Genomic DNA, 24384 nt, shown 5'->3' on the forward strand with positions numbered 1-24384 from the left:
CTCGGGGGGGAAGGCGGAGCGCGGCTTCACGCGCCCGGCAGAAGGCGGGCATGTAAGAGCGGTGGGCACCGGTGACATCTCCGTCAACATTTTGAAAAGATTCCATGCTGCGGTTATGTCAATTTCCCGACGGCTCGCGGGGATGCTGTTGCGGGCGACCGATCATCCGCCGAGCACGATGAGGAAGACGCCGGCAAGCATGATGAGGGTGGGGACGATGCCGCCGCGTTCCCTGAACAGGTAATGGCCGTACAGGACGCCGAAGAGAAGACTCAGGCGTTTGACCGCGATCATGTAGGCCACGTTGGTCAGGTTGACCGCGTAGACGTGGGTGAGAGCCTGCAGCGCGTAGCAGACGCCGGGGAGCAGGGCGGACTTCACCGTGCCGTTGCGCGTGGCCTGCCCCAGTTCGCCGCGCGCCTTGTAAAGGGCGATCGGGGTGACGGCAAGAACCAGGAGCGGCAGGTAGACCGCGGCAAAGAAAAGGGGAGAGGAGGCGGCGATGCCGCGCTTGCCGAGCGTCGAGGTGACGCTGTAGATCGCCGCGACGCCGAGCATGCAGAGGGCGCCCTTTTCCCGCGCGATCGCTTTCAGGGGGGCGAGGAGCCCGCTCTCCCCCCGGCCCGATTTCAGCAGGTAGCCCCCAAGCGCGATGAGGAGGATCCCGGCACCCCCCATGGGGGAGATCCGTTCGCCTAAGAGCAGAAACGGCACCACCAAAAGGAGCAGCGGCGTAAGCGACAGAAGCGGCAGGGTGAGCGACAGCGGCGAGAGCTTGAGTGCTTTGGTGTAAAGGATGATGGCGATGGTTTCCAGCGGTAGCGCAGTGAAGACGCAGAAATAGAAGTCATCACCGATTTTCGGCACCGGGATGAAGGGGAGCGGAATCAGAAAGAGCGGCAAGGTGGGGACGATGCGCAGCCAGGTAACCAGGTACTCATTGCGCCCCTCGAGGGCGCGCTTCGTCGTCGCATCGCTGGTGGCGAGAAAGAAAGCGGAGATCACGGTGAGAGGAAACCATAGGGGCATCATGTCGGAAATGATAACGGAAAAAAGCGGCGCTGCAGCAGTAACCCCGCGTATGCGCGGGAAAGAATGTCGCCGAGCGGTTGACTGTCGCGCAAAAAGGGGCCTAATTAGACATGTGGGGCCGGGGAATTAACCTGTACAGGAGGGTGCCATGTCCAAGAGCATTTTGATCCCTTCCATCGAGCAGAGGCTGCGCGGGCTAATGGAGGTGGGCCGGAGAAACCTGCATGAGCACGGCTTCGTGGACGTGGAGCGGCGCAACCCGACGGTCACCATCACCCGCGAGTTCGGCTGCGAAGGGTATCCGGTGGCGGAAAGGCTGCAAGCGCTTTTGGAGAGCCGCAGCGGCAAGCCCTGGCTGGTGATGGACCGCGCCCTGCTCGATGCGGTGGCGAAGGACCATAACCTCAACCAGGAGATCCTGGAGAACCTGGGGATGAAGAACCGCTTCCTCGACGACATGCTCTCGACCTTCTCGCAGCGCTGGAGGAGCGACAAGGACTATTACCGCCTGCTCTGCCGCCAGATCCTGGCCCTAGCCACCGAAGGTAACGTGATCCTCGTGGGGCGGGGTGCCTCGATCCTCACCCAGGACACCGGCAACTGTTACCACTTCCGGATCGTCGCCCCGATGAGCTTCAAGGTGAAATCGGTCGCCGCCCGCTGCGGCATTTCCGCGGACGAGGCCCAGGACAAGGTCCGGGATAAACAGCGCCAGCGCGATGCCTTCCTGAAGGATTTCCTCGGGCGGGACATAACCGATCCGACCCTCTATCATCTCATCTTCAACAACAACCGGTTCACGGCGACGCAGATCGCCACCCTGATGGCCGACGTGGTGCTGCCGCCGTCCGGCCGCTAAACTTCCGCCCACCCCAGCCAGTCTTGACGCCGTACCCGACACCCCGTCTTTGACTTCCTCGGTATCGAACGCTATCATGGCCCCGCTTCGAAGGTCTTCGACGCATTCCTGGGAGAACCGGCATTCCGATCTTCCCCTCCCGCATGGGGGGCGGGGCAATGACTACCTCCTCCCGACACTCTTCGATGAACATTGGAAAGGATGCAAGATGGCCGATTTCGCGGTGAGCGAGGAGAAAAACCGCTGGCTCAGGGAAAAGATGGAACAGCTCGGGGTCGCCGAGAAGGATCTGGAAGAGCGCTTCGTGCACGCTTCCGGGCGTGGCGGGCAGCACGTGAACAAGAGTTCCTCGTGCGTGTATATAAAACATCTCCCCACCGGCATCGAGGTCAAATGCATGGAGTCGCGCAGCCAGTCGCTGAACCGCTTCCTGGCCCGGCGTCTGCTTTTGGAGAAGCTGGAAGGGGCCGGTGGTGGCAAGACCAAGAAGGAATTGGCGGCGGAAAAGCTGAAACGACAGAAGTCGCGCAGAAAGCGTCGCGGCACCGTAAAATATGGCACCGTTGCTGCAGATGAAGAGGAGATGGAGCCGGAAAACGGGGACGATGCGGCAACCGGTCAGGATCTGTGACAATATATTGACCGGCTTATAGGTCACAGAACACGCTGTTGTTTCTTGCCCGGTGCGTCTGATTTCCCCCGTAAAGCTTCTAAAAATAAAGTTGACAAGGTTATGAGGACAAGGGTATAAATTTCCATTATCCTCAATAAGACCTTTAGCAGACATCTTAAATACCCCAAACTTTCTCATACCGAACCGGCTCGACACCTCTAGAGTAAACCAGGGTTAATAATTCACAGATCCTTTACACGTTAGCGCTCATCAGGCACACCCCGCATGTACATCCATGCCGTTTCGGTGCGACATCCCCGTGCTTTCCATTCAGGCGAACGCCGCTAGCTCTATATTTGCGTCACATCAGGAGAACAGATGAACCTACAGGAACTTAAAGAAAAGAAAATCAACGATCTCACGGCCATTGCCAAGGCGTTGAACATCGAGGGGGCTTCGAGTCTCAGGAAGCAGGACCTGATCTTCGCCATCCTCAACGCCCAGACCGAGAAGAACGGCATGATCTTCGGCGAGGGGGTCCTCGAGACCCTGCCTGACGGGTTCGGTTTCCTGAGGGCGCCGGATTACAACTACCTGCCGGGTCCGGACGACATCTACGTTTCGCCGTCCCAGATCCGCCGCTTCAACCTGCACACCGGCGACACCGTTGCCGGTCAGATCAGGCCGCCGAAGGAAGGCGAGCGCTACTTCGCGCTCCTCAAGGTCGAGACCGTCAACCACGAGTCTCCCGAGGTCGCCCGCGACAAGATCCTCTTCGACAACCTGACCCCGCTCTACCCGGAAGAGAAGCTCATCCTCGAGACCACCCCGGACAACATGTCGAGCCGCGTGATGGAACTGGTCGCGCCGATCGGCAAGGGGCAGAGGGGGCTCATCGTCGCTCCGCCGCGCACCGGCAAGACGATGCTCATCCAGAACATCGCAAACTCCATCGCGTTGAACCACCCCGAGGTGTTCCTGATCGTTCTCTTGATCGACGAGCGTCCGGAAGAGGTTACCGACATGCAGCGCTCCGTTAAGGGCGAGGTCATCTCCTCCACCTTCGACGAGCCGGCCTCCCGTCACATCCAGGTCGCCGAGATGGTCATCGAGAAGGCGAAGCGCCTCGTCGAGCACAAGCGCGACGTCGTCATCCTGCTCGACTCGATCACCCGTCTGGCACGCGCCTACAACACCGTGATCCCGCCGTCCGGCAAGATCCTCTCCGGTGGTGTCGACTCGAACGCACTGCACAAGCCGAAGCGCTTCTTCGGAGCCGCGCGCAACATCGAGGAAGGGGGCTCGCTCACCATCATCGCCACCGCCCTGGTCGATACCGGCTCCAAGATGGACGAGGTCATCTTCGAGGAGTTCAAGGGTACCGGTAACATGGAACTCCATCTGGACAGGAAGCTCGTCGAGAAGAGGACCTTCCCCGCGATCGACATCAACAAGTCGGGGACCAGGAAGGAAGAACTCCTCATCCCGCAGGCATCCCTGAACCGGATCTGGATCCTCAGGAAGGTGCTCCACCCGATGAACGTGGTCGATTCCATGGAGTTCCTGATCTCCAAGCTGCAGGGGACCAAGACGAACCAGGCCTTCCTCGATTCCATGAGCAAGTAAAAAATTGTTGAAATTTTGCGGGGGAGGTGCTATTTATGGCTACTTTCCGGCAATACCTATCAAGCTAGATAACGGGGTGCGTCCCCGCGAGGAGGAAGATAATGAAAGAAGGGATCCACCCCAAGTACGAAGAAATTACCGTGAAGTGCCTGTGCGGTAACGAGTTTCAGACCCGTTCCACCAAAGCGGAGATCAGCACCGAGATTTGCTCGCAGTGCCATCCGTTCTACACCGGCAAGCAGAAGCTGATCGACACCGCCGGCCGCGTCGAGCGCTTCCGCAGGAGATACAACCTGGAGAAGTAGATGCTTTCGCGTTTGCGAATCCGTTCGGAGGGGATTTTGTCACATGGCGAAATCCCCTTGTTTCGTTTTCTATGACACGATTGCACAACCTGTTGTCTTTTGAAGGATCTTCATGAAGGTTGCCCTTCTGCAACACACCCCCGAGCCCGAGTTGACCATCGCCTTGGCGGCCCGACTCTGCTATTCGTCGGCAGATATCGAGGCGCTCAAGGAGAAGCTTTCCGGCGCTGACGTAAAAAAATTCCTGGACAAGATCATGTCGCTTGGGCACCAGTCGGTGCTGGAGCACGCCTCGTTCACCTTCGGCGTGGACGGGATCTCGCGCGTCACCAGCCATCAGCTGGTGCGGCACCGGGTAGCCTCCTTTTCTCAGCAGTCCCAGCGCTACGTCTCCCACAAGGAGCGTTTCGCGGTCGTTACCCCCGATTCCATCGCCGGCAACCCGGAGCACCTGAGACTTTTCGAAGCGCAGGTGGCCGCGGTGCATGCTGCCTATGCCGCGCTGGTAGAGGCGGGCGTTCCGGCTGAGGATGCGCGTTACCTGCTCCCGAACGCAACCGAAACCAAGATCATCATCACCATGAACGCCAGGGAGCTTCTGCACTTCTTCGCGGTGCGCTGCTGTGAAAGGGCGCAGTGGGAGATCCGTGCCATGGCGATCGAGATGCTCCGGCTGGTGAAGCCGGTGGCGCCGACCGTCTTCGAGAAGGCCGGTCCAGGTTGCCTCGGCGGTCCCTGCCCCGAAGGCGCCATGTGCTGCGGGAAGATGGCAAAAGTCAGAGAGTTTTTCCGGGAAATGTAGTTTTCCTTCGTTTCAACACACGAGGTAACACGTGTCAAAGATCAACATTGGCGGACAGGCGGTTCTGGAAGGTGTCATGATGCGGGCTCCGCGCTCGCTGGCCATTGCGGTACGTCGCCCGGACGGCGACATATCCGTTAAGAGCGAGACGGTGATCCCCCTCTCCGAGCGGTTCCCCATCACCAAGCTCCCCATCGTGCGCGGCGCGGTGGCGCTCTTCTCCTCGCTGGCTACCGGCATCAAGGCGCTCAACTTCTCAGCGAACGAGGCGCTTGCCGAGGGCGAGGAGAAGGAAGAGGTAAACAACTGGGCGATCGCCGGCACCATGGGTGCCGCCTTCGGTTTCGGTATCCTGCTTTTCTTCATCCTGCCGCTCTACCTCACCAAGCTGCTCGTTCCGGTGATCGGCGACTCCAACATCGTCTTCAACCTGGTCGATGGCGTGATCCGCGTTGCCGTGTTCCTCATCTACATCGTCGGCATCTCGAGGATGAAGGACATCCAGCGGGTGTTCCAGTACCACGGCGCCGAGCACAAATCGATCTTCACCTTCGAGGCGGGCGAAGAACTCACCGTCGAGAACGTGCGCAAGTACAGCTGCCTCCACCCGCGTTGCGGCACGAGCTTTCTTCTCATCGTCATGCTGGTGAGCATCGTGGTGTTCTCCCTGATCCCGAAGCTCTGGCCGTTCTATTTCAAGGCCGGTTCGAGGATCGTCCTGCTGCCGATGATCGCCGGGCTTTCCTACGAGGTCCTCAGGTGGACCGCGAAGCATGATAACCACCCGCTGGTGAAGATGATCATCGCGCCGGGGCTCGCCCTGCAGCGCCTGACCACCCGGGAGCCGGACGACAGCCAGATCGAGGTCGCCATCAAGTCCATGCAGGTGGCGCTCGAGCTGAACGGCGGCCACAAGGACGACCGGCTGGTGGTTTAACTAAAAACACGTTCAACGTTCCGCGTTAAGAGACTTTGGGCCTGCCCTGTTTGCTTTTAACGTTGAACGTTGAACGTTGAACGTATTGAGGTGTTTTAGATGTCCATGTTCGACAAAATAGCAGATCTTGAAACCCGTTTCGGCGAGCTGGAATCGCTCCTTTCCGATCCCGAGGTGCTCGCGAACCAGACCGAGTTCCGGAAGCTCTCCAAGGAGCACGCCGGCCTCGCCGAGCTGATCGCGGCCTACCGCGAGTACAAGAAGGTGCTTGCCGACATCGAGGGGAACAAAGAACTCCTTAAGGAGCCGGACCAGGAGATGCGCGAGATGGCTCAGGCCGAACTGGAGAGCCTCGAAGAGCGCCGCGAGCAACTGGAAGCCGAGATCAAGGTCCTGCTGCTGCCCAAGGACCCCAACGACGACAAGAGCGTCGTCCTCGAGATCCGTGCCGGTACCGGCGGTGACGAGTCCGCCCTCTTTGCCGGCGACCTCTTCCGCATGTACAGCCGCTTCGCCGAAACCAACCGCTGGAAGGTGGAAGTTATCTCCGCCTCCGAGTCCGAACGCGGGGGCTTCAAGGAGGTCATTGCGCTCGTTGAAGGTGATGGCGTCTTCGCGAAGCTTAAGTACGAGTCCGGCACCCACCGCGTGCAGCGCGTTCCCGAGACCGAGGCGCAGGGGCGCATCCACACGAGCGCCTGCACCGTGGCGGTCATGCCCGAGGCCGAAGACATCGATATCGACATCAATCCCACCGATCTGAAGATCGATGTGTACCGCTCCTCCGGTGCGGGTGGGCAGCACGTCAACACAACGGACTCCGCCGTCAGGATCACCCACCTTCCGACCGGGACCGTGGTTGCCTGCCAGGAAGAGCGCAGCCAGATCAAGAACCGTGCGAAGGCCATGAAGGTGTTGAAGTCCAGGATCCTGGACAACATCGTGATGGAGCAGAACGCGAAGCTTGCCGCCGACAGGAAGAGCCAGGTAGGCAGCGGCGACCGCAGCGAGCGCATCAGGACCTACAACTTCCCGCAGGGGCGCATGACCGATCACCGCATCGGACTCACCCTTTACCGTCTCGACTCCATCATGGCCGGTGACATCACCGAGATCGCCAATGCCCTGCGTGCCCATTACCAGATGGAAGCCTTGCAAGCGCAGAGCGAAGGGATGTAACTAAGCCGTCACGGCCCCTTGAGCCCGCCGGCCTCACCGGTCCACCAGGTCCACAACAAGCAGGTTGCCATGACCACCAACCCGGAAAAATGGGATGTCCTCAAGGTTCTCAACTGGACCAAGGGGTACCTTGCCGAAAAAGGCGTTGAAAACCCGCGCCTCGAAGCGGAGTGGATGCTCTGCGATGCACTTTCCCTGGACCGGGTCGGCCTCTACCTAAACTTCGACAAGCCGCTGTCCGACGCCGAACTCACCGCATACCGCGGCATGGTGGCGCGGCGCGGCAAGCGCGAGCCTCTGCAGTACATCCTCGGAACCCAGGAGTTCATGGGCCTCGAGTTCCGCGTCACCCCGGCGGTGCTGATCCCGCGTCACGACACCGAAGTCCTGGTGACCGAGGCGATCGCGAGGGGAGGAGCCGCTGCAAGCATCCTCGACATCGGCACCGGGAGCGGCTGCGTTGCCGTCGCGCTCGCGAAAGCGCTGCCGCAATGCGAGGTGAGCAGCGTCGACGTCTCCGGTGAGGCCCTTGAGGTCGCCCGTGGCAACGCCGAGGCCAACGGTGCCGCAGTGCAATTTTTTCAGGGTTCCCTGTTTGAACCGTTTGCCGGACGCCGCTTCGACATGGTAGTATCCAACCCGCCTTACATCCCCAAACACGAAATGGCGACATTGCAGCCCGAGGTGCGCGGCTTCGAACCGGCCGGAGCGCTGGACGGAGGGGCCGACGGCCTCGATTTTTACCGCAGTATCGTCGGTGCGGCTCCCGAACACCTGAACGCCGCAGGATGGCTCATCTTCGAGGTGGGCGCCGGTCAGGCCCCGCAGGTTCTTGGCCTTCTGAAGGGAGGCGGCTTCACCGAGGAGACTTTTACGCAGACCGATCCCGCCGGAATCGAGCGGGTTGTCGGCGGCAGGCTGGCAGGCCGTACCGCCTAATAAACGAAGAAACAGACAGAGGTAACAGTGGAAAAACTGGTAATCAAAGGTGGCAACAAACTCTCCGGAGAAGTGACCGTCAGCGGGTCGAAGAACGCCGCCCTCCCCATATTCATCTCGACCATCCTGGCACCCGGGTGCCACACCATCAGCAATGTCCCCTTCCTGCGGGATATCAACACCACCATCAAGGTGCTCGAGAAGCTCGGTGCCAGTGTCGACGGCCGCGGCAACGTGGTGAAGATCGACACCACCGACCTGAACAGCTGGGAGGCCACCTACGACCTGGTGCGCACCATGCGCGCCTCCGTCCTGGTGCTCGGACCGCTCCTCGCCCGCTTCGGCCAGGCCCGCGTGTCGCTCCCCGGCGGCTGCGCCATCGGCGCCCGTCCGATCAACCTGCACCTGAAGGGTCTCGCCGCGCTTGGTGCCGAGATCACCCTTGAGCACGGCTACGTCGAGGCGAAGGCCAAGAAGCTCAAAGGCGCCCGCATCAACTTCGACATCTCCACCGTCGGCGGCACCGAGCAACTCCTCATGGCCGCCGCCACCGCGCAGGGGGAGACCATCCTCGAGAACGCGGCGCGCGAGCCGGAGATCGTCGACCTTGCCGAAATTCTCACCAAGATGGGCGCCGACATCGAGGGCGCCGGTACCGACACGATCCGGATCAAGGGGGTCGAGCAGCTGACCGCCGCCGAGCACGCCGTCATGCCGGACCGCATCGAGGCCGGGACCTTCATGATCGCCTCGGCCATCACCGGCGGCGACATCAAGATCAAGAACATGCGCCTTGAGCATCTGGACGCCCTGACCTTCAAGCTGCAGGACGCCGGCGTCGAGATCACCAACAAGGACAACGTGGTTCGCGTCAAAGGGCCCAAGAAGATCAGGAACGTCAACATCAAGACCCGTCCCTATCCGGGCTTCCCGACCGACATGCAGGCCCAGTTCATGGCCCTTATGTGCATCGCCGAAGGCGCCAGCGTGATCTCCGAGAACATCTTCGAGAACCGCTTCATGCACGTCTCCGAGCTGCTGCGTTTCGGCGCCGACATCATCTGTGAAGGGAACAGCGCCACCGTAAAAGGCGTCAAGAAGCTCTCCGGTGCGCCCGTCATGGCGACCGACCTGAGGGCCTCCGCCTCGTTGATCCTGGCCGCCCTTGCCGCCGACAACACCAGCGAGATCTCGAGGATCTACCATCTGGACCGCGGGTACGAGAACATCGAGAAGAAGCTTGCCGCTCTCGGTGCCGACATCGTCCGCGTCCCCGACACCGAAGGTCCCTAGTTCGGAGGGGGCATCCGCCCCCAAGCCTCAAGGCTCCATGTTCATCAGGTCCACAGTTTTAATGCCATGCTCCACCGGAGTTTTTAAAATGACCGATTACGTCACCATAGCCATCCCCAAAGGCCGCATCCTTCAGGACTCCGTTGCCCTCTTCAAGAAGATCGGCATCGACTGCGAAGAGCTTTTGTCCGACACCCGCAAACTCGTCTTCGTGAACCACGAGCAGAAGATGCGCTACATGATCGTGCGCGCGACCGACGTTCCCACCTACGTCGAGTACGGCTGCGCCGACCTCGGCATCGTCGGCAAAGACACCCTGATGGAGGCCGAAAAGGATCTGTACGAACCGCTCGACCTGAAGTTCGGCTACTGCCGCCTGATGGTCGCCGAGCCGGTCGAACTCTCCAGCAAGGACGACCCCGCCGCCTGGAACAACATCAGGATCGCCACCAAGTACCCCAACGTCACCGAGAAGTATTTCGCGGCCAAGGGCGTACAGGTCGAGCTGATCAAGCTCTACGGCTCCATAGAGCTGGCCCCGCTCGTCGGGCTTTCCGAACGCATCGTCGACCTCGTTTCCACCGGAGAGACGCTGAAGCAAAACGGCCTGGCGGAGATCGAGACCATCGCGGAGATCACCTGCCGTCTCATCGTCAACCGGGCGAGCCTCAAGACCAAGCACGACAGGATCTCCAAGATCATCGAAGGGCTCGAACAGCACATCTAATCACTTTTCAATGCCATGATTTGCGAGGTTTAAAGATGCAGTTCCTCGACATTAGGGAAGCAGGTTTTCAGGCGAAGTTCGACGCCATCGTCGAGCGCGGCGAGGAGTCGGGCCGCGAGGTGGAAGAGGTGGTGCTCGGCATCATCTCGGACGTGCGCAAGCGCGGCGACGAGGCGCTCCTTGAGTACACGCATCGCTTCGACCGCCTGGAGTGCGACGCCGCCGGTCTCGAGATCACCGATGCCGAGTTCGAAAAGGCCTTCGCCCAGGTCGACGAGCGCGACCTCGCGGCGCTGAAGGTCGCTGTCGAGCGGGTCGCCCGCTTCCACGAAAAGCAGAAGCAGCAGACCTGGCTTTCCACCGAGGAAGCCGACATCATGCTGGGGCAGAAGGTGACCCCGCTCGCCAAGGTCGGCATCTACGTCCCGGGCGGCAAGGCCTGCTACCCCTCCAGCGTCATCATGAACGCGGTTCCCGCGAAGGTCGCCGGTGTCGGCGAGATCGTCATGGTCGTCCCGACCCCGGGGGGCGAAACGAACCCGCACGTCCTTGTGGCTGCCAAACTCTCCGGCGTCGACCGCGTCTTCCGCATCGGCGGCGCGCAGGCCGTCGCCGCTCTCGCCTACGGCACCTCCACCGTCCCCAGGGTCGACAAGATCACCGGCCCGGGCAACATCTACGTCGCCACCGCCAAGAAGCTCGTCTTCGGCCAGGTCGGCATCGACATGATCGCGGGCCCGAGCGAGATCCTCGTCATCAACGACGGCAGCGGCAACCCGGTCCACATCGCTGCCGACCTCCTATCCCAGGCCGAGCACGACGAGCTCGCCTCCTCGGTGCTCATCACCACGGACCGCTCCTTCGGTGAGAAGGTGGCCGCCGAGGTGGAGCGCCAGTTGAAGGAACTCTCCCGCGAGGCGATTGCCCGCAAGTCCTGGGAGTCCTTCGGCGTCATCATCGTGGCCGGCAACCTCGAGGAGGCCGTCGCCTTCTCCAACCGCATCGCGCCCGAGCACCTGGAACTCGCCGTGGAGAACCCCTTCGAGGTGATGCCGCTCATCACCAACGCGGGCGCCATCTTCATGGGGCACTACACCCCGGAGGCCTCCGGCGATTATCTTGCCGGCCCCAACCACACCCTCCCCACCGGCGGCACCGCGCGCTTCTTCTCGCCCCTTTCCGTGGACGACTTCGTGAAGAAAAGCTCCCTCATCTACTTCACCAAGGGTGGCTTGAAACGGGTCGGCGAGGACGTGGTCAGGATCGCCAAGCTCGAAGGGCTCGACGCCCACGGCAGGTCGGTCAGCTTCAGGCTCGAAGACTGATTTTCAATTCATTGCAGCTTTGACATTCATGCAAGGAGGCGGCATGGCTAGATCGGCAAGTATCGAACGGATCACCAGGGAGACCCAGATCAAGCTCTCCCTCGAAATCGACGGCAAGGGCGACGCGCAGGTCTGCACTTCGGTTCCCTTCCTGGATCACATGCTGGACCTCTTCGCCAGGCACGGCCTCTTCAACCTGAAGGTCGAAGCCCACGGCGACATCGACATCGACTTCCACCACACCGTGGAGGACATCGGCATCGTGCTCGGCAGCGCTTTCAAGGAGGCGCTCGGCGACAAGTGCGGCATCCGCCGTTACGGCCAGGCCACCGTTCCGATGGACGAGACCCTGGCGAGTGTTGCCACCGACCTCTCCGGCCGTCCCTACCTGGTCTACAACGTCAACCTTCCCAAGGTGAAGATCGGCGACTTCGATGTCGAGCTGGTACGTGAGTTCTTCCAGGCCTTCGTGAACCACTGCGGCGCGAACCTACACCTGAACGTGATGTACGGCGACAACGTGCACCACATCGTCGAGGCCTGCTTCAAGGCCGCCGCCCGCGCCCTCGATATGGCGACCCAGATGGACCCCCGTATCGAAGGGGTCATGTCCACCAAGGGCAAGCTTTAAGGAAGGAACGAGATGATCGCGATCATAGATTACGGCATGGGGAATCTCCGCTCCGTGCAGAAGGGGTTCGAGAAGGTCGGCTGCGATGCCGTCGTCACCTCCGATCCCAAAGTGCTCCTGGACGCCGAGCGCGTCGTGCTTCCGGGTGTGGGTGCGTTCCGCGACTGCATCAGGAACCTCGAGGAGGGGGGCTTCGTCGAGCCGATCCTCAAGGTCATCAAGGAAGGAAAGCCCTTTCTCGGCATCTGCCTCGGGCTGCAGCTTCTCTTCACCGAGAGCGAGGAGTTCGGCATCCACAAGGGGCTGAACGTCATCCCCGGCAAGGTGCTCCGCTTCCCGGAAGGGATGCAGGAGGCCGGCGAGGAGCTGAAGGTCCCGCACATGGGGTGGAACCAGCTCGACATCAAGCGTCCCTCCCCGCTCTTCAACGGGATCGACAGCGGCTCCAACGTCTATTTCGTGCACTCCTACTACGTGAAGCCCGAGGATGAGAGTGTCGTCGCGGCGACCACCAATTACGGCATCGACTTCTGCGCCGCCATCTGGCGCGACAACGTCGTCGCCGCCCAGTTCCACCCCGAGAAGTCCCAGGATAAGGGACTTGCGATGCTGAAAAACTTCGCGGCTATGAAGTAGTCTCCTCCCCCGTTGGTGGACGGCGAGTGAATATTGAAATATCGATGAGGAATTGAAATGATCATTATTCCGGCAATAGATCTGAAGAACGGCTGCTGCGTGCGTCTTGAGCAGGGGCTGATGGAGAAGGACACCGTTTTCAACGACGATCCGGGTGCGCAGGCGGCCGAGTGGCAGCGCCAGGGGGGCGAGATCCTCCACATCGTCGACCTCGACGGTGCCTTCGCCGGCGAGCCCAAGAACCGGACCGCCATCGAGTCCATCGTCAAATCCGTCACCATCCCGACCCAGTTGGGGGGCGGCATCCGCGATATAGCCACCATCGAAGCCTACCTTTCCCTCGGCATCGGCCGGGTCATCATCGGCACCGCGGCCCAGCGTAACCCCGCCTTCGTAAAAGAGGCGTGCGCCAAATTCCCCGGCAAGATCGTGGTCGGCATCGATGCCAAGAACGGCATGGTCGCTGTGCAGGGGTGGGCCGAGGTTACCGGCATCACCGCGACCGAGCTCGCCAGGCAGTTCGAGGGTGACGGCGTCTCCGCCATCATCTACACCGACATCAGCCGCGACGGCATGATGCAGGGGCCGAACATCGAGGCGACCAAGGCGCTGGCCGAGTCGATCAACATCCCGGTGATCGCGTCCGGCGGCCTTTCCTCGCTGAAGGACATCGAGAACCTCATCGCCATCGAGTCCTCCGGCGTCACCGGCGTCATCACCGGCAAGGCCATCTATTCCGGCGCCATCAACCTCGCGGAAGCCATCGCGCTGACCAAGAGGCGGTAACCACCCCTACCCCCGCCCGCAAGGGGAGGGGGAATAAGTTATCCGGAGTTCCAGATGCTGACTAAGAGAATCATCCCCTGCCTTGACGTGAAGGGCGGGCGGGTAGTGAAAGGGGTCCAGTTCCTCGGCCTGCGCGACGCGGGGGACCCGGTCGAGATCGCCGAGCTTTACGACCAGCAGGGCGCCGACGAACTCACCTTCCTCGACATCACAGCTTCCTCGGACGAGCGCGACATCATCATCGACGTGGTGCGCCGCACCGCGGAGCGCGTCTTCATGCCGCTCACCGTCGGCGGCGGGGTGCGCACCGTGGACGACATCCGGCGCCTTCTGAACGCCGGGGCGGACAAGGTCTCCATCAACACGGCGGCGGTACACCGTCCCGAGTTCGTGAACGAGGCGGCGGAGAAGTTCGGCTCGCAGTGCACCGTGGTCGCCATCGACGCACGCTCCAAGGCCAACGGCGGCTGGGAGGTCTACACCCACGGCGGCCGCAATCCGACCGGCATCGACGCGGTCGAGTGGGCGCAGCGCATGGAAGAGCTCGGTGCGGGAGAGATCCTGCTCACCAGCATGGACCGCGACGGCACCAAGGACGGCTACGACCTGCCGCTCACCCGCGCCGTGGTCGATGCGGTCAGCATCCCGGTGATCGCCTCCGGCGGCGTCGGCGGGCTTTCGCATCTCTACGACGGCTTCACCGAAGCGGGTGCTAGCGCCTGTCTCGCCGCCTCGATCTTCCACTACCGCGAGTACACCATCGAAGAGGCGAAGACCTACCTCCGCGGCCGCGGCGTCCCGGTAAGGCTGTAGCGCCGCACTACCTCCGGTTCAGTCCCCTCCCCAGGAGGGGGAGGGTTAGGGAGGGGGAAGGTTTGGCGCACGAACCCTTTTCCCCCCTCCCGGCCTCCCCCCTCCAGGGGGAGGAGCTAAATCACCAAGGAGCAGCATCATGCAAGATCCCAAAGACGACATCATCGCCGCGGTCTACCGCGTCATCCAGGAGCGCAAGGCGAACCCGAGCGAGAACTCCTACACGGCAAGCCTCATGGCCAAGGGGATCGACAAGATCCTCAAGAAGCTTGGCGAGGAGGCGACCGAGGTGGTCATCGCAGGCAAGGGGGGCAAGCGCGAGGAGATCGTCTACGAGACGGCCGACCTTATCTTCCACAGCCTCGTCCTGCTCGGCTTCTATGACATAGATCCCGAAGAGGTGTACTCAGAACTGAGGCGCCGCTTCGGCATGTCCGGCATAGAAGAGAAGAACTCCCGCGGATAACTGTTCCACTCTGGCACAATTGCCTTGACAAAAAAGACGGCAATGGTATATTGCTGGTTCCTTGAATATTGTCTGCCGGCCCGTACCCACACAAAGTTTGTAAATCTTGCTAGAGAAGGGGGGGGAATATGAATGCCGGGAGTAAAGGTAAAAGAAGCTGAACCGTTTGAGCTTGCACTGAAGAAATTCAAAAAGCAGTGTGAAAAAGCCGGGATCCTTTCTGAGGTCCGTAAAAGAGAGCACTACGAGAAGCCGAGCATCAAGAAGAAGAAAAAGGCTATCGCTGCTCGCAAACGCGCTCTGAAAAAACAGCGCAAGATGGTCGACTAAGAGGGTTTCATGCAACTGAGGGAGAGACTTAACGCGGAACTGAAGGAGGCGATGAGAAGTCGCGACACCCTGCGTTTATCAACGATCCGCATGGTACTCTCCTCGGTGAAAAACCGCGACATCGAACTCAGGCGTGAACTGAACGATAGCGAGATCACCGAAACCATCGTTACCCTCTGCAAGCAGCGCAGGGAATCCATCCGACTCTTTAAGGAAGCAGGCAGACAAGAGTTGGTGGATAAAGAGGAAGCGGAGCTCGCGCTCCTGATGGGCTACCTCCCCCAGCAGCTGACACGGGAAGAGCTGGAAGCCCTGGTGATGAAAGTCATCGCGGAAGTCGGCGCTACCGGCGGCAAGGATATGGGCAAGGTCATGAAGACCATCCAGCCCCAGGTCGCCGGCCGTGCAGATGGTAAATTGGTGAGCGAAGTTGTGAAGGAAAAACTCGCGTGAAAAGAATCCCCGGGACTCGTTCCCGGGGGAACTTCAGCGGGTTCGGATGTCATGAGTAGGGGCGAATCGCAGCGATTCCCCCTTCTTTTGCTTTGTGGCTGCTGACCAGGTGTTTGCATGATCCTTCTCGACATCCTTATCTGGGTAGTACTGATTTTCTTCGTGGCAAAGGGATTCTCCAAGGGGCTGGTCCGCGAGGCCTGTTCTCTCTTGGGGCTCGTCACGGGCGGCTGGGCCGCCTTCCGATACTATTCCTCTCTCAGCCTGGGGATCAGGCATTTCATCAACCTCCCCCCGCAGGTGGCGCAGCCGCTGGCGTTCCTCCTCATCTTCATGCTGCTCGGCATGCTCTTCTATTTCCTCGGGCATCTGCTAACCGTCGTCCTCAAGGTCATGCTTCTGGGCGGGATCAACCGGGCCGGCGGCATCGTCTTCGGCTTCCTGCAGGGAGGCTTCATTCTCTGCGTGATCCTGTACCTCGCCACGACGAAGCCGATGCCGGAGAAGGTGAAGGGGTGGATTGGAAGCTCCAAGACCGCGGCCGCCTTCGCCACGACGGGAGCGGACATAGCGGCAGGCTGGGAAGGGGCCGTGGCGAGAAACGCCGCGGACAGGGTAAAGGAAAACGGCAGTGCAACGCCCGGGGCGCAGGCCTCGCACGGAGCGCATAAGAAATAAAGGATCCGCAGCAGTGTCGATGATACCGGACGACAAGGTCAGGGAGGTACGCGAGAGGGCTCCCATCCTCCAGGTAATCTCCGACTACATGAGCCTCAAGAAGTCCGGGGCGAACTACCAGGGGATGTGCCCCTTCCATGGCGAGAAGACCGCGTCGTTCAACGTGAACCCGGCGCGCGGCATCTTCCATTGCTTTGGTTGCGGCGTGGGCGGAAACGCCTTCGACTTCGTCATGCGCATCGAGGGGCTTTCCTTCCCGCAGGCGGTCAAGTTCCTCGCCAAAAGGGTCGGCGTCGAGATCCCGGAACGTCCCATGACGAGGGAAGAGAAGCGCAAGGTTGACGAGCAGGAACAGGCCTACCGGATCAACGAGTTGGCCTGCGAGTTTTACCGCGGCGTGCTGGAATCGGACGAGGCGGGTGCCGCCGGAAGGGCCTACCTGGAGAAGCGCGGGGTGAGCCCGGAGATCGCCGCCGTCTACCGCATGGGGTTCGCCCCAGCCGGGTGGGACAGCCTCACGCGCTACCTGCAGAGAAAGGGAATAGCCGCGGCGGATGCGGAGAAGTTGGGATTACTGAGGAAGCGGGAAGGAAAGGACGGCTACTACGACACCTTCCGAAACCGTCTCCTCTTCACCATAGCCGATCTGCACGGACGCCCGATCGGCTTCGGGGGGAGGGTCATGGACGACTCGCTCCCCAAGTACATCAACTCGCCCGAATCCATCATCTACCGCAAAAGCGAGGTCCTCTTCGGGGTCGACCTGGCCAAGAAGGGGATGCGGGAGAAGGGAAGCGCCATCGTCGTCGAGGGGTATTTCGACCACTTGGCGCTGTACAAGGCAGGGTTCACCAACGTGGTCGCCACCTGCGGCACCGCGCTGACCCAGCCGCACGTGAAGCTTTTGCGCCGCTACGCCGACCGTACCTTCATGCTCTTTGACGGCGACGAGGCCGGGCGCAAGGCGACGGTCCGCTCCATGGAGCTCTTCCTGGAGGAGGCGTTCCCGGCGCGGGTGGTCGAGGTTCCCTCGGGAGACGACCCGGACACCTTCATCAACCGCGAGGGGGGCGAGGCGTTCCAGCCGCTTTTGGACAAGGCGCTTCCCATCTTCGAGTCGTTCTACAAGGGGCTTTTGAAGCGCCTGGACGTGAGAAGCGTGGAGGGGAAGGTCGCCTTCGTGAACGAGGTTTCCCCAAGACTGCAAAAGATCGTCGATCCTGTGGAGCGCGGGCTCTACGAGAAGGAGATCTGCCGGGCCCTCGGCATCGACCGCGCCATGCTGCTTCAGAAGGTCGGCATCCCCGCGCGGCAGGCCCCGCGTCCCCCGCAAAAGGGGGCGCCGCAGAAAATCGGCACCGAAGAGGTGCTTTTGACCCTGATGGCGAAGTACCCCGAAGTGGTGTTAAGGGTTAGGGAACATGGCGCCGATAAGCTCTTCAGCGCCAGCCACCTAAAGCTCGCCGAGTCCATCCTGGCGCAGCCGGAGGATGGGGATATCGATCTCCCCCTGTTGTTGGAGCAGATCGAATCGCACGAGGAAAGAAGCCGTCTCTACTCACTGTTCGTGGAGGACGCGCACCTCGAGGACCTTGACCCGGTCAAGGCCTTCGAACAGTGCCGCCAGGCTCTGGAACGGAGGGCGCTCAAGGGGGACGGCAAGGCCCTGGCGAGGGAGCTTGCCACGGTCGATCCGGATTCTCCGCGCTACCTGGAGATCCTGGCTGAACTTGAGCGGTTGCGTAATAAAAAATCGAAATTACTATAGTAGGATTCAAGCGGTAGCGGAGCTGGATTCAAGCTGTAGCGGAGCGTGGTAAATGGCCAAGAAAAGCATGGACGAAGTGAAACAGCTCATCGACCTGGGCAAGGAAAAGGGTTTCCTCACCTATGAGGAAGTGAACGACCTGCTTCCGCCCGACATCGTCTCTTCCGACCAGATCGACGACGTGATGAGCATGTTCGGCGATATGGACATCGAGATCGTGGACTCCGCCCAGAAGGTGAAGATCCCGAAGATCAAGATGGACCTCGAGGAAGAGGAAGAGCACGAAGGTAACGAAGAGGAGGTCGAGTTCGAACCCGGCACCCTCGGCCGCACCAGCGATCCCGTGCGCATGTACCTGCGCGAGATGGGTTCCGTTTCCCTGCTTACCCGCGAGGGCGAAGTCGAGATCGCCAAGAGGATCGAAGTAGGCGAGCGCGACGTCGCCAGCGTCATCCTGAACACCCCCATCACCGTGCGCGAGGTCATCAACCTTGGTGAGCGTCTGCGCAAGCTGCAGATCGGCGCCATCGAGATCTCCAAGGACGTCGAGGAAGAGGTTCTCGAAGAGGGTGAAGAGGATCTTCAGGCCATGCGCGTGCTCGGCATCATCGACGAGATCAGCGAGATGTCCCAGCGCATGGAGCAGATCCAGACCACGCTCGAAGGGAAGGTTTCCGCCAAGGAGAGCGAGGCGCTCAACGCCGAGCACGGCGAGCTCAAGGTGAAGATGGCTGAGACCCTCAAGTCGCTGCGTCTGAAGGACCGCCACATCGAGAAGATCGCCCAGCGCCTGAAGGAACTTTCCTGCAAGGTCGACACGGTGATGCAGGAGATCACCGAGCTCGAGAGGGAAACCAGCACCGTCAAGGACGTCTTCCTTCCCGCTTTCGAGGGACTGAAAGGTGCTTCCGATGCGGACTTCTCCAAGAAGATGAACATGACGCTGGAAGAGGGGCAGAAGCTCGAGAAGCGTTACCGCACCAGTGAGGCGAAGCTCAAGAAGATCGAGCAGGAATCGGGCTTCAAGGCGAGCGAGCTTGCCAACGCGCTTCTTGCCATCGAGGAAGGTGAGCACAAGGCTAAGCTCGCGAAGAGCGAGCTCGTCGAGGCGAACCTCCGCCTGGTCGTTTCCATCGCCAAGAAGTACACGAACCGCGGTCTGCAGTTCCTCGACCTGATCCAGGAAGGGAACATCGGCCTCATGAAGGCGGTGGACAAGTTCGAGTACCAGCGCGGCTACAAGTTCTCCACCTACGCCACCTGGTGGATCCGTCAGGCCATCACCCGCGCCATCGCGGACCAGGCCCGCACCATCCGTATCCCAGTGCACATGATCGAGACCATCAACAAGCTGATCCGCACCAGCCGCCAGTTGGTCCAGGAGATCGGCCGCGAGCCCTCCCCGGAGGAGATCGCCGAGCGCATGGCGCTGCCGCTGGACAAGGTGAGAAAGGTCCTGAAGATCGCCAAGGAGCCGATCTCCCTGGAGACTCCGATCGGCGAGGAGGAGGATTCCCATCTTGGCGACTTCATCGAGGACAAGGGTGTGGTATCCCCCCTCGAGGCGGTCATCAAGGCGAACCTCTCCGAGCAGACCTCCCGCGTGCTTTCCACCCTGACGCCGCGTGAGGAGAAGGTCCTCAGGATGCGTTTCGGGATCGGCGAGAAGAGCGACCACACCCTGGAAGAGGTGGGTCAGGACTTCGAAGTCACCCGCGAGAGGATCCGGCAGATCGAGGCCAAGGCGCTCAGGAAGCTCAGGCACCCGAGCCGGGCGAAGAAGCTGAAGAGCTTCGTGGAGTAGTCGACAAGGCCGCACCGGAATCGCCGGCGCGGCCTTTTTATTTGCTGAAAATCGCAAACCCGGGACACAGAGGACACTGAGGAAAAGCCAGAGCGGCCACAGAGTGAATCCTTAACGGCAAACACTGACGAAACCTTGCCCTCCGGGCAACCAGATAGAGGTGCACCATGAAGAAAAAAGCAGTAATCCTTTACAGCGGCGGGCTTGATTCAACGACCTGCATGGCCATCGCCAAGCACCAGGGCTTCGAGCCCTACGCCATGAGCTTCAGCTACGGTCAGCGCCACCAGCACGAACTGGCGGTATGCAAGCAGAACGCGCGCCCCATGGGGGCGGTGGACCACATGCTGGTCGAGTTCGACCTGAGGATGATGGGGGGCAGCGCCCTCACCTCCGATATCGCGGTCCCGAAGGAAGGGGTGGGCGAGGAGATCCCGGTCACCTACGTGCCGGCGAGGAACACCATCTTCCTTTCCTTCGCACTCGGCTGGGCCGAAACGCTGGGCGCCTTCGACATATTCATCGGCGTGAACGCGCTCGACTACTCGGGCTACCCCGACTGCCGCCCGGAATACATCGCGGCATACGAGACGATGGCGAACCTCGCCACCAAGGCGGGCGTGGAAGGTAAGAAGATGACCATCCACACCCCTCTCATCAGCCTCAGCAAGGCGGAGATCATCAGGACCGGGCTCACCCTGGGCGTCGATTACGGCAAGACCCATTCCTGCTACGATCCGACCGAAGACGGCGCCGCCTGCGGCCTGTGCGACTCCTGCCGGCTGCGCCTGAAAGGCTTCTCGGAGCTGGGCGTGACCGACCCGGTCCGTTACGCGAAGCGCTGAGGAAAAAGGCATGAGCAAAATGACCGATCAGAATAAAGAAGCAAAACCACTCACCGACGTACAGCTGACCCGCGACACCCGCAACATCCCGATCAGCAAGGTTGGCGTGAAGGACGTCTCCTATCCCATCGTGGTGATGGACAAGAACAAGAAGTTCCAGAACACCATCGCCCGGATCAACATGTACGTCGACCTGCCGCACCACTTCAAGGGAACCCACATGAGCCGTTTCGTGGAGATCCTGAACAAGTACCGGGAGGAGATCGCCCTCGACAAGCTCGAACTCATCCTCGCCACCATGAAGGAGAAACTCGGCGCATCGAACGCACACCTGGAGATGGAGTTCCCCTACTTCGTAGAGAAAAAGGCCCCGGTGTCCAAGGCGAAGAGCCTGATGGAATATACCTGCACCTTCAGTGCGTCCCTTTCCGATACATTCGACTTCGTGCTCGGCATCAAGGTGCCGGTCACCTCGCTTTGCCCCTGCAGCAAGGAGCTCTCCATTTACGGCGCCCACAACCAGCGCTCGATCATGACGGTGCAGGTGCGCTACAGCGAGTTCATCTGGATCGAGGACCTGATCGAGGTGATCGAGGAGTGCGGTTCCTCGCCGGTTTACTCCCTGTTGAAACGGGAGGACGAGAAGTTCGTCACCGAGCGCGCCTACGAGAATCCGCGCTTCGTCGAGGATATGGTGCGCGAGGCGACAGTGCGGCTGCTATCTATGGAAAATATCACATGGTTTTCCATCGAGGCCGAAAACTTCGAGTCGATCCACAAGCACTCCGCCTACGCCGCCATTGAACGCGACAAACGGTAATGTGCGGCGGCCAAGTCAACGGCTTGACGTGGTCGTGCTGTGGATAACTTTGTTGATAAGCCGGAAAACTGTGGACAACCCTAGCTTTTAATCCTTCATTTAACCTGCTTAAGGTTCACCCATCTAATGAAACGCGCGCTCGCCATCTTCGCCAAAGCTCCACTCGCCGGAAGGGTGAAGACACGTCTGTCTCCGTCCCTGTCGCCGCAGCAGGCCGCCGACCTTTACCGCTGCATGCTCCTGGACACCATGGAGCGGGTGGCGGTGCTCGACGCCGATAAGATCCTCTTCCACGAGGGCTCCGCCGCATTCTTCAAGGAGGCGACGCCGGAAGTACCTTTGGTTGCCCAGGCAGCCGGTGGGCTCGGGACAAAGCTTGAGCACGCCTGCGACACGCTCAGGTCGATGGGGTACGGGCCCTGCGTGGTGATCGGCACCGATGCCCCCGACCTTCCCGTCGCTTACATCGAGGAGGCCTTCAGGACGCTGGAGCGGGGGAGCGACACGGTGTTCGGCCCGGCGGGGGACGGCGGTTACTACCTGGTCGGCTTGCGGGGAGGGTACGGTTCCCTGTTTCGGGACATCCCTTGGTCCAGCGAGAAGGTGCTTGAGAAGAGCCTCGCGCAGGCGAAGGCCTCCGGGTTCTCCGCCCCGCTGCTTCCCCCCTGGCACGACCTGGACTGCTACGAGGACCTGCTGCGCCCGGACCTCATGGATCCGGGGAACGGGGCCGTCAGGACTCAGGCCTTTATCGCCGGACTCGACCTCGCCCTTCCGACGGCAGCCGGCGCCCTCTGACCGGCCACGGCTTGACAAGGTTCCCATACCTGTTTTCATCTATGCGGCCGGCAAAACTTCCCCGCCTGCAAAAGGCTTGACCATGCCACTCTCCCCCATACAGATCCTGAACGACATCTTCGGCTACAAGGCCTTCCGTCCCCGGCAGCAGGAGATCGTGGATACCGTTATCTCCGGCAGGGACGCCTTCGTGCTCATGCCGACCGGCGGCGGCAAGTCGCTTTGCTTCCAGGTCCCCGCCCTCTGCCTTCCCGGCACGGCCATCGTGGTATCCCCCCTCATCTCGCTGATGAAGGACCAGGTCGACGCGTTGCGTGAAAACGGCATCGCCGCTGCCTGCTACAACTCCTCACTCGGCGAGGCCGAGGCGCGCCGCGTCCTGGCGGAGCTGCACGCGGGGGAGCTGAAGCTCCTTTACGTGGCGCCCGAGCGGCTTCTTTCCGACGGTTTCATCGACCGGATCAAGAGCCTCGACATCTCCCTCTTCGCCATTGACGAGGCGCACTGCGTCTCCCAGTGGGGGCACGACTTCAGGCCCGAGTACGCCCAGCTCGGCATCCTGCGCGAGATCTTCCCGCAGATCCCGATGGTCGCACTCACCGCGACCGCCGACGCGCAGACCCGGGGCAACATCCTCTCGCGCCTGGGGCTCAACGACGCCACCTGTTTCTTCACCGGCTTTGATCGCCCCAACATCCGCTACACCGTCGTGGAAAAGAACAAGCCCTTCAGCCAGTTGATGGGTTTTCTCGCCAGCCGCAAGGACGAGGCCGGAATCGTCTACGCCCTCTCTAGGAAAAGGGTCGAGGAGGTGGCGAGGAAACTGTGCGAGGCCGGCGTCAAGGCCGCGGCGTACCACGCTGGGTTGCCGGACCGTGAGCGCCACGAGGTCCAGGAGGCGTTTCTGCGCGACGACTTCAAGGTCGTGGTGGCGACGGTCGCCTTCGGGATGGGGATCGACAAGTCCAACGTCCGATTCGTCGTGCACTACGACATGCCCAAGAGCATCGAGAGTTACTATCAGGAGACCGGCCGTGCCGGGCGCGACGGACTTCCCGCCGACGCGCTCCTGCTCTTTGGCTACGGCGACATCGCGGTCGCCCGCGGGCTGATCGGCAACGGCGGCAACGAGGAGCAGAACCGGATCGAGCTGCACAAGCTGAACTGCATGGTGGGGTTCGCCGAGGCGCAGACCTGCCGTCGCCGCGTCCTGCTCGGCTACTTCGGGGACAAGCTGGAGCACGACTGCGGCAACTGCGACATCTGCGAGAGCCCGCCCGAGCGCTTCGACGCCACCGAGGACGCGCAAAAGGCCCTTTCCTGCGTCTACCGGGTGGGGCAGCGCTTCGGCATGGGGCACGTCATCGACGTGCTGCGCGGCTCGCAGAACCAGAGGATCCTGGAGCTGAAGCACGACCGCCTTTCCACCTTCGGAATAGGGAAGCATCATGCACAGGATGTTTGGGGGAGCCTTCTGCGCCAGCTGATACACCTTGGCTACCTTGAGCAGGACATGGCGAATTTTTCGGTGCTGAAACTGACGGAATCGGCGCGTCCCCTGTTGCGGGGTGAGGTGAGGCTTGAGCTTGCGAAGCCCAGGGACACGAGGGTGGTCGAGAAGAAGAGTGCGGCGAAGAAGCCGAGCTACGACGGAGCGCTCTTCCAGGAGTTGCGGGAGCTGCGCAAGCATATCGCGGACGAGCAGCAGGTGCCCCCATACGTTGTCTTCCCCGATGCGACCCTTGCCGAGATGGCGGCGCAGATGCCCAAGGACAAGTGGGAGCTTCTAAAGATTACCGGCGTGGGGCAGCACAAGCTTGCGCGCTACGGGGATGCGTTTTTACGGGTGATAAAGGAACACGGGCAGGCGGGGGAGCCGCAGGGCGGCGGTTGAGTAACCGGCCGCCGCAACTGGCGCT

General features: G+C 61.2%; 26 protein-coding genes. 25 read left to right on the forward strand and 1 reads right to left on the reverse strand.

Annotated elements, in window-relative coordinates:
- Positions 1 to 162: 162 nt before the first annotated feature.
- The gene (locus E8L22_RS07255) at positions 163 to 1032 is read right to left on the reverse strand and encodes an EamA family transporter (RefSeq protein ID WP_246044569.1); all 870 of its coding nucleotides are present in this window, start codon (positions 1030 to 1032) and stop codon (positions 163 to 165) included.
- Positions 1033 to 1180: 148 nt separating this feature from the next.
- On the opposite strand from E8L22_RS07255, the gene E8L22_RS07260 reads away from it, so the two are divergent.
- From E8L22_RS07260 to recQ, 25 genes are all read left to right on the forward strand, one after another.
- Positions 1181 to 1891: a cytidylate kinase-like family protein gene (locus tag E8L22_RS07260; protein ID WP_136524520.1), complete on the forward strand. Its 711-nt coding sequence runs from the start codon at positions 1181 to 1183 to the stop codon at positions 1889 to 1891.
- A 208-nt stretch (positions 1892 to 2099) separates the two neighbouring features.
- The gene (locus E8L22_RS07265) at positions 2100 to 2522 is read left to right on the forward strand and encodes a peptide chain release factor family protein (RefSeq protein WP_136524521.1); all 423 of its coding nucleotides are present in this window, start codon (positions 2100 to 2102) and stop codon (positions 2520 to 2522) included.
- A 360-nt stretch (positions 2523 to 2882) separates the two neighbouring features.
- Entirely contained in the window at positions 2883 to 4130 is a 1248-nt protein-coding gene (gene rho / locus E8L22_RS07270) for a transcription termination factor Rho (protein WP_135869296.1), read from the forward strand.
- Between the two features lie 101 nt (positions 4131 to 4231).
- The gene (rpmE, locus tag E8L22_RS07275) at positions 4232 to 4435 is read left to right on the forward strand and encodes a 50S ribosomal protein L31 (protein ID WP_136514963.1); all 204 of its coding nucleotides are present in this window, start codon (positions 4232 to 4234) and stop codon (positions 4433 to 4435) included.
- A 112-nt stretch (positions 4436 to 4547) separates the two neighbouring features.
- Positions 4548 to 5237, forward strand: a complete 690-nt coding sequence (gene thyX / locus E8L22_RS07280) for an FAD-dependent thymidylate synthase (protein WP_136524522.1) — start codon at positions 4548 to 4550, stop codon at positions 5235 to 5237.
- 31 nt (positions 5238 to 5268) lie between these two features.
- Positions 5269 to 6174, forward strand: a complete 906-nt coding sequence (locus E8L22_RS07285; protein ID WP_136524523.1) for a DUF1385 domain-containing protein — start codon at positions 5269 to 5271, stop codon at positions 6172 to 6174.
- A gap of 105 nt (positions 6175 to 6279) precedes the next feature.
- Complete coding sequence (gene prfA / locus E8L22_RS07290; RefSeq protein ID WP_136524842.1) at positions 6280 to 7353, forward strand: peptide chain release factor 1; 1074 nt, start codon at positions 6280 to 6282, stop codon at positions 7351 to 7353.
- 69 nt (positions 7354 to 7422) lie between these two features.
- Positions 7423 to 8292, forward strand: coding sequence for a peptide chain release factor N(5)-glutamine methyltransferase (gene prmC, locus E8L22_RS07295; RefSeq protein ID WP_136524524.1), 870 nt, complete (start codon positions 7423 to 7425; stop codon positions 8290 to 8292).
- A gap of 27 nt (positions 8293 to 8319) precedes the next feature.
- Positions 8320 to 9585, forward strand: a complete 1266-nt coding sequence (gene murA, locus E8L22_RS07300; protein ID WP_136524525.1) for a UDP-N-acetylglucosamine 1-carboxyvinyltransferase — start codon at positions 8320 to 8322, stop codon at positions 9583 to 9585.
- Between the two features lie 88 nt (positions 9586 to 9673).
- The gene (hisG, locus tag E8L22_RS07305; RefSeq protein ID WP_136514958.1) at positions 9674 to 10312 is read left to right on the forward strand and encodes an ATP phosphoribosyltransferase; all 639 of its coding nucleotides are present in this window, start codon (positions 9674 to 9676) and stop codon (positions 10310 to 10312) included.
- A 35-nt stretch (positions 10313 to 10347) separates the two neighbouring features.
- Positions 10348 to 11637 (forward strand): histidinol dehydrogenase, encoded by a 1290-nt coding sequence (gene hisD, locus E8L22_RS07310; RefSeq protein WP_136524526.1) that lies wholly within the window; start codon positions 10348 to 10350, stop codon positions 11635 to 11637.
- Positions 11638 to 11680: 43 nt separating this feature from the next.
- Positions 11681 to 12268 (forward strand): imidazoleglycerol-phosphate dehydratase HisB, encoded by a 588-nt coding sequence (hisB, locus tag E8L22_RS07315; protein ID WP_136524527.1) that lies wholly within the window; start codon positions 11681 to 11683, stop codon positions 12266 to 12268.
- Between the two features lie 12 nt (positions 12269 to 12280).
- The gene (hisH, locus tag E8L22_RS07320; protein ID WP_136524528.1) at positions 12281 to 12904 is read left to right on the forward strand and encodes an imidazole glycerol phosphate synthase subunit HisH; all 624 of its coding nucleotides are present in this window, start codon (positions 12281 to 12283) and stop codon (positions 12902 to 12904) included.
- A 57-nt stretch (positions 12905 to 12961) separates the two neighbouring features.
- Positions 12962 to 13690, forward strand: coding sequence for a 1-(5-phosphoribosyl)-5-[(5-phosphoribosylamino)methylideneamino]imidazole-4-carboxamide isomerase (gene hisA, locus E8L22_RS07325; protein ID WP_136514955.1), 729 nt, complete (start codon positions 12962 to 12964; stop codon positions 13688 to 13690).
- 54 nt (positions 13691 to 13744) lie between these two features.
- Positions 13745 to 14503, forward strand: a complete 759-nt coding sequence (gene hisF, locus E8L22_RS07330; protein ID WP_135869305.1) for an imidazole glycerol phosphate synthase subunit HisF — start codon at positions 13745 to 13747, stop codon at positions 14501 to 14503.
- Between the two features lie 139 nt (positions 14504 to 14642).
- A complete protein-coding gene (locus tag E8L22_RS07335) occupies positions 14643 to 14969 on the forward strand; it encodes a phosphoribosyl-ATP diphosphatase (protein ID WP_135869306.1) in 327 nt (108 codons plus the stop codon).
- Between the two features lie 132 nt (positions 14970 to 15101).
- Positions 15102 to 15299 (forward strand): 30S ribosomal protein S21, encoded by a 198-nt coding sequence (gene rpsU, locus E8L22_RS07340; RefSeq protein WP_011940832.1) that lies wholly within the window; start codon positions 15102 to 15104, stop codon positions 15297 to 15299.
- Between the two features lie 9 nt (positions 15300 to 15308).
- The gene (locus E8L22_RS07345) at positions 15309 to 15752 is read left to right on the forward strand and encodes a GatB/YqeY domain-containing protein (protein WP_136524529.1); all 444 of its coding nucleotides are present in this window, start codon (positions 15309 to 15311) and stop codon (positions 15750 to 15752) included.
- Positions 15753 to 15869: 117 nt separating this feature from the next.
- On the forward strand, positions 15870 to 16430 hold the full coding sequence (locus E8L22_RS07350; protein ID WP_246044570.1) for a CvpA family protein: 561 nt from the start codon (positions 15870 to 15872) through the stop codon (positions 16428 to 16430).
- Positions 16431 to 16443: 13 nt separating this feature from the next.
- On the forward strand, positions 16444 to 18198 hold the full coding sequence (gene dnaG, locus E8L22_RS07355; protein ID WP_136524530.1) for a DNA primase: 1755 nt from the start codon (positions 16444 to 16446) through the stop codon (positions 18196 to 18198).
- A gap of 52 nt (positions 18199 to 18250) precedes the next feature.
- Positions 18251 to 20002, forward strand: a complete 1752-nt coding sequence (gene rpoD / locus E8L22_RS07360) for an RNA polymerase sigma factor RpoD (protein ID WP_136524531.1) — start codon at positions 18251 to 18253, stop codon at positions 20000 to 20002.
- A 167-nt stretch (positions 20003 to 20169) separates the two neighbouring features.
- Positions 20170 to 20847, forward strand: a complete 678-nt coding sequence (gene queC / locus E8L22_RS07365) for a 7-cyano-7-deazaguanine synthase QueC (RefSeq protein ID WP_136524532.1) — start codon at positions 20170 to 20172, stop codon at positions 20845 to 20847.
- Between the two features lie 19 nt (positions 20848 to 20866).
- Entirely contained in the window at positions 20867 to 21667 is an 801-nt protein-coding gene (folE2, locus tag E8L22_RS07370; protein ID WP_136524843.1) for a GTP cyclohydrolase FolE2, read from the forward strand.
- A gap of 126 nt (positions 21668 to 21793) precedes the next feature.
- A complete protein-coding gene (locus tag E8L22_RS07375) occupies positions 21794 to 22465 on the forward strand; it encodes a TIGR04282 family arsenosugar biosynthesis glycosyltransferase (RefSeq protein WP_136524533.1) in 672 nt (223 codons plus the stop codon).
- Positions 22466 to 22547: 82 nt separating this feature from the next.
- On the forward strand, positions 22548 to 24359 hold the full coding sequence (gene recQ / locus E8L22_RS07380; protein ID WP_136524534.1) for a DNA helicase RecQ: 1812 nt from the start codon (positions 22548 to 22550) through the stop codon (positions 24357 to 24359).
- The last annotated feature ends 25 nt before the right edge of the window (positions 24360 to 24384 follow it).

The organism is Geomonas ferrireducens (assembly GCF_004917065.1).
Taxonomy (GTDB): domain Bacteria; phylum Desulfobacterota; class Desulfuromonadia; order Geobacterales; family Geobacteraceae; genus Geomonas; species Geomonas ferrireducens.

Coding starts and splice junctions, on each gene's coding strand:
- E8L22_RS07255 (WP_246044569.1), bottom strand. CDS start 1,032: ATGATGCCCCTATGGTTTCCTCTCACCGTGATCTCCGCTTTCTTTCTC.
- E8L22_RS07260 (WP_136524520.1), top strand. CDS start 1,181: ATGTCCAAGAGCATTTTGATCCCTTCCATCGAGCAGAGGCTGCGCGGG.
- E8L22_RS07265 (WP_136524521.1), top strand. CDS start 2,100: ATGGCCGATTTCGCGGTGAGCGAGGAGAAAAACCGCTGGCTCAGGGAA.
- rho (WP_135869296.1), top strand. CDS start 2,883: ATGAACCTACAGGAACTTAAAGAAAAGAAAATCAACGATCTCACGGCC.
- rpmE (WP_136514963.1), top strand. CDS start 4,232: ATGAAAGAAGGGATCCACCCCAAGTACGAAGAAATTACCGTGAAGTGC.
- thyX (WP_136524522.1), top strand. CDS start 4,548: ATGAAGGTTGCCCTTCTGCAACACACCCCCGAGCCCGAGTTGACCATC.
- prfA (WP_136524842.1), top strand. CDS start 6,280: ATGTTCGACAAAATAGCAGATCTTGAAACCCGTTTCGGCGAGCTGGAA.
- prmC (WP_136524524.1), top strand. CDS start 7,423: ATGACCACCAACCCGGAAAAATGGGATGTCCTCAAGGTTCTCAACTGG.
- hisG (WP_136514958.1), top strand. CDS start 9,674: ATGACCGATTACGTCACCATAGCCATCCCCAAAGGCCGCATCCTTCAG.
- hisD (WP_136524526.1), top strand. CDS start 10,348: ATGCAGTTCCTCGACATTAGGGAAGCAGGTTTTCAGGCGAAGTTCGAC.
- hisB (WP_136524527.1), top strand. CDS start 11,681: ATGGCTAGATCGGCAAGTATCGAACGGATCACCAGGGAGACCCAGATC.
- hisH (WP_136524528.1), top strand. CDS start 12,281: ATGATCGCGATCATAGATTACGGCATGGGGAATCTCCGCTCCGTGCAG.
- hisA (WP_136514955.1), top strand. CDS start 12,962: ATGATCATTATTCCGGCAATAGATCTGAAGAACGGCTGCTGCGTGCGT.
- hisF (WP_135869305.1), top strand. CDS start 13,745: ATGCTGACTAAGAGAATCATCCCCTGCCTTGACGTGAAGGGCGGGCGG.
- E8L22_RS07335 (WP_135869306.1), top strand. CDS start 14,643: ATGCAAGATCCCAAAGACGACATCATCGCCGCGGTCTACCGCGTCATC.
- rpsU (WP_011940832.1), top strand. CDS start 15,102: ATGCCGGGAGTAAAGGTAAAAGAAGCTGAACCGTTTGAGCTTGCACTG.
- E8L22_RS07345 (WP_136524529.1), top strand. CDS start 15,309: ATGCAACTGAGGGAGAGACTTAACGCGGAACTGAAGGAGGCGATGAGA.
- E8L22_RS07350 (WP_246044570.1), top strand. CDS start 15,870: ATGATCCTTCTCGACATCCTTATCTGGGTAGTACTGATTTTCTTCGTG.
- rpoD (WP_136524531.1), top strand. CDS start 18,251: ATGGCCAAGAAAAGCATGGACGAAGTGAAACAGCTCATCGACCTGGGC.
- queC (WP_136524532.1), top strand. CDS start 20,170: ATGAAGAAAAAAGCAGTAATCCTTTACAGCGGCGGGCTTGATTCAACG.
- folE2 (WP_136524843.1), top strand. CDS start 20,867: ATGACCGATCAGAATAAAGAAGCAAAACCACTCACCGACGTACAGCTG.
- E8L22_RS07375 (WP_136524533.1), top strand. CDS start 21,794: ATGAAACGCGCGCTCGCCATCTTCGCCAAAGCTCCACTCGCCGGAAGG.
- recQ (WP_136524534.1), top strand. CDS start 22,548: ATGCCACTCTCCCCCATACAGATCCTGAACGACATCTTCGGCTACAAG.